13 protein-coding genes are annotated in these 9718 nt (G+C 61.6%); 12 read left to right on the forward strand and 1 reads right to left on the reverse strand.

The genetic code is table 11. The features are described 5' to 3' along the window. Positions 1-274 precede the first annotated feature (274 nt). Genes AB1N67_RS09500 through AB1N67_RS09520 form a run of 5 tightly spaced genes read left to right on the forward strand, consistent with a single transcriptional unit; the run spans position 275 to position 5121 of the window. The gene (locus tag AB1N67_RS09500; protein WP_367863733.1) at positions 275-871 is read left to right on the forward strand and encodes a putative metallopeptidase; all 597 of its coding nucleotides are present in this window, start codon (positions 275-277) and stop codon (positions 869-871) included. 31 nt (positions 872-902) lie between these two features. Continuing rightward, positions 903-1364, forward strand: a complete 462-nt coding sequence (locus AB1N67_RS09505; RefSeq protein ID WP_063912507.1) for a DUF2280 domain-containing protein — start codon at positions 903-905, stop codon at positions 1362-1364. After that, the gene (locus tag AB1N67_RS09510) at positions 1351-2652 is read left to right on the forward strand and encodes a terminase large subunit domain-containing protein (RefSeq protein ID WP_367863734.1); all 1302 of its coding nucleotides are present in this window, start codon (positions 1351-1353) and stop codon (positions 2650-2652) included. The genes AB1N67_RS09505 and AB1N67_RS09510 overlap by 14 nt, the downstream gene beginning before the upstream one ends. 8 nt (positions 2653-2660) lie before the next feature. Next, positions 2661-4085 (forward strand): DUF4055 domain-containing protein, encoded by a 1425-nt coding sequence (locus AB1N67_RS09515; RefSeq protein WP_367863735.1) that lies wholly within the window; start codon positions 2661-2663, stop codon positions 4083-4085. Next, entirely contained in the window at positions 4075-5121 is a 1047-nt protein-coding gene (locus AB1N67_RS09520; protein ID WP_367863736.1) for a minor capsid protein, read from the forward strand. The genes AB1N67_RS09515 and AB1N67_RS09520 overlap by 11 nt, the downstream gene beginning before the upstream one ends. Before the next feature lie 18 nt (positions 5122-5139). Here the strand turns inward: AB1N67_RS09520 and AB1N67_RS09525 are convergent, their stop codons facing one another. After that, the gene (locus AB1N67_RS09525) at positions 5140-5607 is read right to left on the reverse strand and encodes a hypothetical protein (RefSeq protein WP_197853542.1); all 468 of its coding nucleotides are present in this window, start codon (positions 5605-5607) and stop codon (positions 5140-5142) included. A gap of 111 nt (positions 5608-5718) precedes the next feature. Between AB1N67_RS09525 and AB1N67_RS09530 the strand changes: the two genes are divergently transcribed. Genes AB1N67_RS09530 through AB1N67_RS09560 form a run of 7 tightly spaced genes read left to right on the forward strand, consistent with a single transcriptional unit; the run spans position 5719 to position 9692 of the window. Further along, the gene (locus tag AB1N67_RS09530) at positions 5719-6429 is read left to right on the forward strand and encodes a hypothetical protein (RefSeq protein ID WP_367863737.1); all 711 of its coding nucleotides are present in this window, start codon (positions 5719-5721) and stop codon (positions 6427-6429) included. 12 nt (positions 6430-6441) lie between these two features. Beyond that, positions 6442-7410 (forward strand): major capsid protein, encoded by a 969-nt coding sequence (locus AB1N67_RS09535; RefSeq protein ID WP_200929288.1) that lies wholly within the window; start codon positions 6442-6444, stop codon positions 7408-7410. Positions 7411-7459: 49 nt separating this feature from the next. Beyond that, positions 7460-8044 (forward strand): hypothetical protein, encoded by a 585-nt coding sequence (locus AB1N67_RS09540; protein WP_367863738.1) that lies wholly within the window; start codon positions 7460-7462, stop codon positions 8042-8044. Between the two features lie 39 nt (positions 8045-8083). Then, entirely contained in the window at positions 8084-8476 is a 393-nt protein-coding gene (locus AB1N67_RS09545; protein WP_367863739.1) for a protein singed, read from the forward strand. Between the two features lie 2 nt (positions 8477-8478). Beyond that, on the forward strand, positions 8479-8859 hold the full coding sequence (locus AB1N67_RS09550) for a glutamate 5-kinase (protein WP_367863740.1): 381 nt from the start codon (positions 8479-8481) through the stop codon (positions 8857-8859). A gap of 3 nt (positions 8860-8862) precedes the next feature. Next, positions 8863-9291 (forward strand): hypothetical protein, encoded by a 429-nt coding sequence (locus AB1N67_RS09555; protein ID WP_061203083.1) that lies wholly within the window; start codon positions 8863-8865, stop codon positions 9289-9291. Next, on the forward strand, positions 9288-9692 hold the full coding sequence (locus AB1N67_RS09560) for a phage tail terminator-like protein (protein ID WP_084854819.1): 405 nt from the start codon (positions 9288-9290) through the stop codon (positions 9690-9692). Before AB1N67_RS09555 ends, AB1N67_RS09560 begins: the two co-directional genes overlap by 4 nt. The last annotated feature ends 26 nt before the right edge of the window (positions 9693-9718 follow it).

A 9718-nucleotide genomic window follows, 5' to 3' on the forward strand; every position in this document is an offset into this window, starting at 1 on the left:
TATTTGGAATTCCGCCTGTCGCATTCCTCCTGGGCATCAGCACGATTGGGATATAGCTCTGGCAGTCTCTTGTCAGTTCGCGTGTCTAGGATTCGATAGCCACGAACTTTCCAGTGCGGTGGCTCGGAGGGATCACGCGATTTGATGCCCTCCAGTGGCCTGGAATTGACGACTGTAAACCGCTGCTTCATGTCGAAACCTCCTCGGGGCTTTTGCTCAAGTACTGGTAGGTCTTATCCAATTCAAGTTGCAGGTGATCATTTTGAAAAGGCCAATGCCTCCGGCCGACCTGCTCGAATCGCCATTCCTGATCCTCAAGCCTGCTCCCGAACTGTGGGATTGGGTCCAGAGCGAGATCCTCGCCGACACTGGCAGCATTCACAACCCCGAGCACTCCCACCTCATCGACGCCAACATCGGTGTGATGTGGGCCTCGTCTGCCTTCAACAAGAAGGGCCGCTCGGTGTTGGGCCAGGCCGAACAGCTGATGATCCGCGCCGGTGGGTGGCAGAAGGCCCGTCAAGAGCAGCAGATGCGGGAGTGGTTCGGTGAGGAGCCGGCCTACCTGATCACCCTGGCCGCTGACTACTGCGCCGAGTGCACCGACGCAGAGTTCTGCGCCTTGGTTGAGCATGAGCTTTACCACATCGCCCAGGCGACAGATCAGCACGGCGCACCCAAGTTCACCCAGGAGGGGCTGCCCAAGCTCTACCTGCGCGGCCATGACGTCGAAGAGTTCGTCGGCGTGGTGAGGCGCTACGGTGCCGGGCATGACGTACAGCAGCTAATCGACGCTGCAAGCCGGCCGCCTGAGGTGGCCAAGATCAACATTTCGAGGGCCTGCGGAACCTGTCTGCTCAAGTCTGCCTGACCCCTGACAGACCCACGACGGATGAAAACCTATGGCGGCCCTGAGCAACGAGGTGAAAGCCTTCATCGTTCAGGCCCTGGCCTGTTTCGATACCCCCTCGCAAGTCGCGGCAGCCGTCCGAGAAGAATTCGGCCTTGAGGTTACCCGGCAGAAGTGTGAGGCGCACGACCCGACCAAGCGCGCGGGGCGTGACCTGGCCAAGCGCTGGGTGACCCTGTTCGAAGACACCCGCAAGCGTTTCCGCGAGGAGACGGCCGAGATTCCCATTGCCAACCGGGCATTCCGGCTGCGCGTGCTTGGGCGGATGGCCGAGAAGGCCGAGAACATGAAGAACATGGCCCTGACTGCGCAGCTACTCGAGCAGGCGGCCAAAGAGGTCGGCGATGTCTACGTGAACCGCCAGACCAAGAACGAGAATCCACACGACAACGTGCCGCCCACCCGGGTGCAGGTTGATGTGGTGGATGCGAGGAAGCCTGATGCCGTCACTTAACGTGCCCCAGGCCAGCTTCCTCCGGATGGAGAACAAGTTCCGCGGATTCGTTGCCGGATTTGGCTCAGGCAAGACCTGGGTAGGCTGCGCGGCGCTGTGCAAGCACGTGTGGGAGTGGCCCCGGATCGACTCCGGCTACTTCGCCCCGACGTACCCGCAGATCCGCGACATCTTCTTTCCGACCATCGAGGAGGTCGCCTTCGACTGGGGCCTGAAGGTTAAGACGAAGGAGAGCGACAAGGAGGTCGAGTTCTACAGCGGCGGCCAGTACCGCAGCACGACTATCTGCCGCTCGATGGAGAAGCCGCAGACGATTGTGGGCTTCAAGATCGGCCACGCCCTGGTCGACGAGCTCGATGTTCTGCCCGCGCTGAAGGCTGAGCACGCCTGGCGCAAGATCATTGCCCGGATGCGCTACAACGTGGCCGGGTTGAAGAACGGCGTGGATGTGACGACGACCCCTGAGGGGTTCAAGTTCGTCTACCAGCAGTTCGTGAAACAGTTGCGCGAGAAGCCGGCCCTGCAGGGCATGTACGGCCTGGTGCAAGCCAGCACGTTCGACAACGAGCTGAACCTGCCGCCAGACTACATCCCGTCGCTGATGGAGTCGTACCCGGCTCAGCTGATCCTGGCCTACCTAAACGGCCAGTTCGTCAACCTGAACTCCGGGTCGATCTACCACGCCTACGATCGGAAGCTGAATTCCTGCTTCGACACCGTAGAGCCTGGAGAGCCCCTGTTCATCGGCATGGACTTCAACGTCGGCAAGATGGCGGCGATCGTCCATGTCAAACGGGCTGACGGAAAGCCCAGGGCCGTGGATGAGCTGATCGACGGCTTTGATACCCCGGACATGATCCGGCGCATCAAGGAGCGCTACTGGCGGCACAACGGCCGGGACTACGAGAAGACCTGCGAAATCAGGATCTACCCCGACGCCTCGGGAGGGTCGCGCAAGTCAGTGAACGCCAGTGAGACGGACATCGCCATCCTGCGGCAGGCTGGCTTTGCCGTGATAGCGCCCGACGCCAACCCGCCAGTGAAAGACCGCATCAACGCCATGAACGCGATGTTCTGCAACGCGAATGGCGAGCGGCGTTACCTGATCAACCCGCTACGCTGCCCAACCTATGCAGACGGCCTGGAGCAGCAGGTATGGGCTGCCAACGGAGAGCCCGACAAGAAATCCGGTGTGGACCACGCGAACGACGCGGGTGGCTACTTCATCCACCACGACTACCCGATCAGCAGGCCGGTTACCCACGTACCAATCACGTTCACTTTCTGAGGCCACCCATGCCGAACTTCATTCCCCGGGCAGAGTACTCGGAGGCCTTGCCCGGCTGGCAGCTGGTCAAGCGCTGCGTGGCCGGCGCCCGCGAGGTGCGAAAGCACGACGAATACCTGCCGATGCCGGACCCGGAGAACAAATCACCGGAGAACCTGGCGCGGTACAAGCAGTACAAGAAGCGAGCGATGTTCCTGAACATCACCGGGCGTACGCGTACCGGCCTGCTGGGTGCGGTGTTCCGCAAGACAGCCGAACTGCAACTGCCCGCCGGCGTGGCGTACCTGAAGGAGAACGCCAGTGGCGACGGCACGAGCCTGGAGCAGCTTTCCAAGCGTTCCGTGGGTGAGTGCCTGGACACTGGGCGTGGCGGCTTCCTGGTGGACTTCCCGCCAGTTGAAGGTGTGTCCTCCATGGCTGACATGCAGGGCCGGCGTGCACTGATCCACCACTACGGCGCGACCTCGATCATCGACTGGGAAGAGCAAGTCATTGATGGCGTGCTGCGCCTGGTCTACGTCTGTCTGCTGGAATGCGTGTCCGAGTTCAGTCAGGAGAACCTCGGCCGCATCAAGGAAGAGCAGTACCGGGTGCTGCTGCTGGTAGATGGAAAGTACGTCCAGCGCCTCTACGCCAAGGACGGCAAGACCTACACCGAGACGCAGCCACTCGACAAAAACGGCAAGCCCTTCGATCACATCCTGTTCAGCTTCTACGGGGCTGAGGACAACGACGCCAGCGTCGACAAGTCGCCCCTGGAAGACCTGGCCGATGTGAACATCCTGCACTACGGCAACAGTGCCACGGTGGAGGAGAGCGGTTTCATCAGCAGCCAGCCAACGCTGTTCATCACCACCGATATCAACGCGGACGATTTCGCCAAGCTGAACCCCAACGGCATCCACATCGGCTCTACCCGCGGGTTCAACCTCGGCAAGTCCGGTGACGCAAAGCTTGTCCAAGCGGCCGAAAGCCAACTGGCTCGCACGCTGCTGAAGGACAAGGAAGAGCAGATGCTGATGATCGGCGCGCGCATCGTCCAGAAGGCCGGCGGCGCCGAGACGGCCGAGGCGGTGCGCATCCGCTACAGTTCGGACAACAGCGTGCTGGGCACCATCGCCGGCAACGTGTCCGAGGCCCTGAAGCGGGCCATCCTCGACGCAGAGCGCTTCATGATGGGTGAGCCGGATGAGGCCGGGACGGTCTTCTGGCTCAATCAGTCGTTCTTCGATGAGACGATGACCGCTCAGGACATCCTGGCCCAGGTCCAGCTCTGGCAGCAGGGCATCATCGCGAAGTCCGACCTGCGCACCAATCTGCGCCAGGGCGGCGTGCTTGAGGCTGACCGAACCGACGAGCTGATCGACGATGAGCTGGCCGAGCAGCCGCCAGTGACCGGCAACGATACCGGAGGCGGTGAGGATGAGCAGTGACGGCTACCTTTCCGACGCAGCGACTCGCCACCAGGCGCACGTGCAGCGCTACGCCGGGGGAAGCCTCAAGCGCCTGGCCAAGTTCATCACGAAGGCCATAAGCACCGCCAAATCGCGAGTATCAGAGGGATTGAGCCGTTACGGCACCCAACGGTACGAGAAGCAGATTCAGGAGCTACAGGGCGAGCTGGCGGGTGTATACGGCGAAATGAAGCAGCAGGCCGTGCTCGACCTGACGGAATTCGCTGGGTACGAGGCCGAGTTCAACATGACCCTGCTGGGCAAGGTCGTGAAGACCGTGGTGCAGCTGAACAAGCCCAGCATCGAGCAGGTGTCCGCCGCAGCGCTGGCCGATCCGCTTGATCTGGAGGTCGGCAAGGGGCGACAGCGCATCAGCATCGCCGGCGCGCTCGACCAGTACGGCACCAAGAAGAGCGCCGAGATCATTAGCGAGATTCGCATGGGCTCGGCGCTGGGAGAGACAACTGGCCAGATCACCCGCCGGCTCACATCGCTCGGTGTGCAGCAGCGCGACCAGGCTGGTGCACTGGTGCGGACCATGACCAACCACATCGCCAGTTCGGCGAGGTCGCAAGTCATGGCCGACAACGAAGACATCCTGAAAGGAAAGCGCCGGGTTGCCACCCTGGACGGCAGAACCACGCCGCTCTGTCGTGCGCTGGATGGTACGGTGGTGCCCATGTCCGCGCCGTCGCCGCCATTCCACTGGAACTGCCGGACCACCGAGATACCGGTGCTCAACGACGAGTTTGCCCGGGATATTCCCGGATCGACTCGCCCAGCGGTAGGCCCTGACGGCGCCGAGCAGGTCAGCAGCAAGACCACCTACGGCGAATGGCTTGCACGCCAGCCGGCAGCGTTCCAAGAGGATGTGCTCGGCCCAGCTCGCTACAAGCTGTTCAGCAAGGGCGAGCTCACCATCGACCGGTTTGTCGATGACGACGGCCGGACCCTGACCCTCAAGCAGCTGCGAGAGCGGGAGCCGATGGCATTCCAAAGAGCCGGCCTCGATTGAGGCCGGCGTACGTACTTCTTACTCGACTACTTCCAGTGCATTCACAGAGCGGCCAAACACGCCTTCATAGCGCTTCTTAACGCGCCGGAAGTGCCCCGATGCGACTAGAGCATCTACCACCTCGGTAGTTGCTTGCATCGTGTTTCTGTAGCGAAGGTCCCCAAGAAATTGGCGGCGGATGATTGGGTCGAGCGTCATCGCTTGTTCAGGCGGAAATTTATCCAGGGTCTGAGCACGTTGGTTGATGGCTAGGTGCTTGATTCCATGATCCTTCAAGTATTTCAGAAGGTCCGGAATGTGGAGGTAACCGTCTGGGCCACCGTAAGGCAATTTGATCATCGTTTGATCCTCATTCAATAGCGGATGTGATGAGGCAGAAGCCTCTGATGCCACACCGCCTGCGAGGAGAGAGCGGTACATCTCGATAGGCAGCACAGCAAAAACAGCCTCTCCGTTATCGCCATGAATGAACTGTACAGAACTCATCAATCAACCCCCTGTAGTGCTTTGTTGTGACTGCAATATAGCTACGACGTACATATAAATCAAGTTTTATTTGTGCGGGCAGGGCCTGCTCAACGTCTCTGGGAGACAGCAATGACCTTGAAATTCCAACTGGACAGCCTCGAAGGCGTCGAAGAATCCATCCAGGGCCTGTACGTCGAGAAGGACGGCAAGTTCGTCCTGGGCATCGAGGGGCTGCCGCAGCAAGAGGATGTCACCGGCCTGAAGGCCAAGGTGGAGGAGCTCTTGGGCGAGAAGAAGGCTGCCGAGAAAGCCCGCCGTGAGGCCGAAGAAAAGGCGCGTTCCGAGGCCGAAGAGGCTGCCCGCAAGTCGGGCAACGTCGAGGAGCTCGAAAAGTCCTGGTCCGAGAAGTACAACCGCCGCGAAGCTGAACTGACCGGCACTCTCGAAAGCGAACGCGCCAACCTTCAAGCTCAGATCCGGGATCTGACCGTGGGCCGCACCGCCACCGAGATCGCGACTGCTCTGGCCGTGCCAGGCAGCGCCAAGGCATTGCTTCCTCACATCGAACGCCGGCTGAGCGTTGAACAGCGCGACGGCAAACCCACCGTTGTCGTGCTGGACGCTGCCGGCAAGCTCTCGGCGGCAACGCTGGATGAGCTGAAAGCAGAATTCACCAACGATCCGGCCTTCGGCCCGCTGATCGCTGGTAGCAAGGCATCTGGCGGCGGGGCCGGGGGTGCTGGAAAGGGCGGCGGGGCCGCAAAAGGCAATTTCGGCGGTAACAAAGCGGAACGCACGGCGGCAATCGCCAGCCGGTTCCCAGACCTCCCTCAATCGTAAGGAAAAACACCTATGTCCCTGTCGCAAATGCAGGTTTTCAACGAGTACATCATGCCGGCGACCATCGAGACGCTGGATCAGATGCTCGTTGCGTTCAACGCCGCCAGCCGCGGCGCCATCGTGCTGTCCCCGGACGGCTTCACCGGCGACTTCCTCCAAGAGTCGTTCTTCCAAACCCTGGCTGCAGCCCAGCGCCGCGTGGATCGTTACGCAGCCAACGGCGCGGCGCCGATCACCGACCTGACCGAGCTGAAAAACACCTCGGTGAAGGTGGCCGGCGGCTTCGGCCCCGTTCGCTACGAGCCGTCGCAGATGACCTGGCTGGAGCGCCCGACCGCCCAGGGTGTCGAGGTGGCATCCCGTGCGTTCGCTGAGATCCTGCTGAAGGACCAGCTGAACACCGCAATCGCCGCGCTGGTTGCTGCGATCACTGCCCAGGCCGCCGCCGTCAACGATGTTTCGGCAACCGCCGGCATCACTCAGGTCGGTCTGAACAACGCCCACGCCAAGTTCGGTGACGCCAGCCAGAACCTGGTAACCCAGGTGATGCAGGGCACCACCTACCACAAGCTGATCGGCCAGGCCCTGACCAACTCCGAGCAGCTGTTCCAGGCCGGCAATGTCCGCGTTGTCGACATCCTCGGCAAGGTCTCGGTGGTCACCGATGCCCCGGCGCTGATGCAGGCCGGCACCCCGAACAAGGAAATCATCCTGTCCCTGGTTCAGGGCGCCGCGCTGGTGCACGACGGCCGCAACATGGTCAGCAACGTGTCGACCACCAACGGCAAGGAGCGCATCGAAACCACCTTGCAGGTGGACTACGACTTCGGCCTGGGCCTCAAGGGCTACACCTGGGATCAAACCAACGGCGGCAAATCCCCGACCGATGCCGAGATTGCCACCGGCACCAACTGGGACAAGACCGCCACCAGCATCAAGCACACCGCCGGTGTTGCTCTGATCGGTGACGCTTCCAAGTAAACCCTGATGGCGGGCTGGGCCTATGGCCTGGCCTGCTGAGGATATGTGCATGAGCAGAAACAACATCTGGTACCTGCCTGGTCCGTTCCACCAGTACCAGGAGAACGTCAAGGAACTGGCCCGAGAGAACGGCCTGGTCATTGTCGACGCCAACGTGGCGGAGGGTCGCAAAGGCGCTGCCAAGGACGTTCCCGAGGTAACCATCCGCCCCGAGCTTCAGGCCCTGGCAGTGGTCGTCGAGGCCGGCAGTTTGAGCCAGGACGTTGTCGATCGCTTGACCGCTGAGCTCGACTCCATCGGCGTGATCGTCGAATCATTCGCGGTCCAGAGCTTGGAGCGCCCTTCGGGTGACCTGGGCGAGACCGCATCGCGCCTCTTTGAAGTGCTCGAAGCAGTTAATGCCGGCGTCTCCAGCCTGCAACGTGAGCGCGATGGCGAGGTTGAGAAGGCCGGCAAGTTGCAGGAGGAGAACGAGCATCTCCGCGCTGAAATCGCTGCCTTGAAGCAGGCTGCGGCCAGTGACCCAGAGGTGGAGCAGCTCAAAGCCAAACTGACAGAGGCCGGCGTCACCTACCGCGCCAACGCCTCGAAAGAGTCGCTGCAGAAGCTGGTAGACGAACTCGGCCAGCAGTAATCCCGGGGCCTTGGCCCCTCTCATTTCAGCGGAGGCCGGATGGCTACCTACATCACTGTGGCCGACGTAGACGCCATCCTTGGGCCTGACTGGGCAGCCCCAGAGCTGAAGGACGATGCGGTCTTCGAGGCGAATGCCTACCTGACTGCGCTCAACCTGGTTGGCATCGACATGGACAACATCCCTGACGATGTGAAGCAGGCAGGCGCGCGGCTGGCCAAATGCGCCTCCCAAGGAAAGCTTTACCAGCAGCAGACCGAGGGCTCGCTCGAGGCGAAGACGGTCAAGGCCGGATCGGTATCGACCAGCAAGACCTTCGGCTCGATCGACAAGACCAGCACCGTCGCCCAGCCGGCCTGTGTGCAGCTGGCGTTGGCGCTGCTGACGCCCTGGCGCAGCAATCCGTTCGCCTTTGCTGTGAAAAGGGGATAGCCATGGGCTTGCGCGACGAAATCCAGGCAGACCTGGCCGAGGCCTTCGACGAGGACCTGGCCGATGCGGTATCGACGTTCACCGGCACCTACATGGGGCACGGCGTCTGGGACCCGGTAAACGAGACCACCACGGCCCAGCCAGTGACCTACACCGGGCGCGGCGTGCTCGACAGCTACGACAGCCGGCGCATCGACGGCCTGAACATCCTGGTGGGTGATGTGCTGCTGATCTGCCTGGCCAGCGAGGTCACCGACAAGCCTGCAGTGGGCCACCAGATCACCGTTACCGACCTGATCACCGGCCTGCCGTCGACGTACCGCATCGTCAGCCCAGGCATAGACCCGGCCAAGGCGCATTACGAGATCCAGCTGAGGAAGTGACCCATGGCCAAGGGGAGAGGGTGGAGCACGCCACCAAGTGCATTTGCCGGCGTGGTTGAGGATGCGCTGACACAGCGATCAAGGGCGATAGCCATGGCGATGCTTGGAGAGATCGTTCTGCGTTCGCCTGTGGGCAATCCTGATCTCTGGAAGAGCCCACCGCCACCCGGATACTCTGGAGGCAGGTTCAGGGGTAGTCACATCGTCAGCATCGGGGCGCCTGTCTACACCCAGACGACCAAAATCGACAAGGTTGGATCGGAAACGATAGCAGAAGGGCAGCGTCAGCTATCTGGTCTTGAGCCTTTCACGGTCATCTACATCCAGACGAACTTACCCTATGCCGAGAAACTAGAGGACGGCCATTCGACCCAGGCGCCTGGCGGCGTCTATGCGGTGTCGTTCAATGGCGTCTCGCAGGCCTATTCATGACCTTCGAACAAATCCGCGCCATCATCATCGGGCGCATGGCGCAATGGGCCGGGATTCCTGCGGATGCAGTGGATTACCCGAACCCGCCTAAGCCATTTGATCCTTCTGGGCGCAGTATCTGGGCTCGCCTGGCGGATATCCCCGGCCTGGGCAGTACGCCAGAGGTCGGAATCGGCCCATGCGTGCGCCAGACCGGCATCGTCGTCATCCAGCTGTTCGTACCCAGCTACAGCGGCACCCTGGCAATCACCAGGGCCGTGGACACGCTGGTTACCCAGTTCCAGTACTACAGCGCTCCCGAAGGGCCGTTCGACTTCTTCGAGGCATCCCCGAGGGTCGTCGGCGATGACGGCCACGGCTGGTACCAGGTCAACGTCAGCGTCCCATACCGGGCCTACTGAGCCAAACAACCATCCCGCACCGCCAC

The organism is Pseudomonas guariconensis, from assembly GCF_040822035.1.
Classification (GTDB): domain Bacteria; phylum Pseudomonadota; class Gammaproteobacteria; order Pseudomonadales; family Pseudomonadaceae; genus Aquipseudomonas; species Aquipseudomonas guariconensis.

Bases quoted from the DNA above. Each gene is read 5' to 3' on its own strand.
- AB1N67_RS09555 (WP_061203083.1), top strand. From the start codon at position 8,863: ATGGCCAAGGGGAGAGGGTGGAGCACGCCACCAAGTGCATTTGCCGGC.
- AB1N67_RS09510 (WP_367863734.1), top strand. From the start codon at position 1,351: ATGCCGTCACTTAACGTGCCCCAGGCCAGCTTCCTCCGGATGGAGAAC.
- AB1N67_RS09515 (WP_367863735.1), top strand. From the start codon at position 2,661: ATGCCGAACTTCATTCCCCGGGCAGAGTACTCGGAGGCCTTGCCCGGC.
- AB1N67_RS09535 (WP_200929288.1), top strand. From the start codon at position 6,442: ATGTCCCTGTCGCAAATGCAGGTTTTCAACGAGTACATCATGCCGGCG.
- AB1N67_RS09520 (WP_367863736.1), top strand. From the start codon at position 4,075: ATGAGCAGTGACGGCTACCTTTCCGACGCAGCGACTCGCCACCAGGCG.
- AB1N67_RS09560 (WP_084854819.1), top strand. From the start codon at position 9,288: ATGACCTTCGAACAAATCCGCGCCATCATCATCGGGCGCATGGCGCAA.
- AB1N67_RS09530 (WP_367863737.1), top strand. From the start codon at position 5,719: ATGACCTTGAAATTCCAACTGGACAGCCTCGAAGGCGTCGAAGAATCC.
- AB1N67_RS09550 (WP_367863740.1), top strand. From the start codon at position 8,479: ATGGGCTTGCGCGACGAAATCCAGGCAGACCTGGCCGAGGCCTTCGAC.
- AB1N67_RS09505 (WP_063912507.1), top strand. From the start codon at position 903: ATGGCGGCCCTGAGCAACGAGGTGAAAGCCTTCATCGTTCAGGCCCTG.
- AB1N67_RS09545 (WP_367863739.1), top strand. From the start codon at position 8,084: ATGGCTACCTACATCACTGTGGCCGACGTAGACGCCATCCTTGGGCCT.
- AB1N67_RS09525 (WP_197853542.1), bottom strand. From the start codon at position 5,607: ATGAGTTCTGTACAGTTCATTCATGGCGATAACGGAGAGGCTGTTTTT.
- AB1N67_RS09540 (WP_367863738.1), top strand. From the start codon at position 7,460: ATGAGCAGAAACAACATCTGGTACCTGCCTGGTCCGTTCCACCAGTAC.
- AB1N67_RS09500 (WP_367863733.1), top strand. From the start codon at position 275: ATGCCTCCGGCCGACCTGCTCGAATCGCCATTCCTGATCCTCAAGCCT.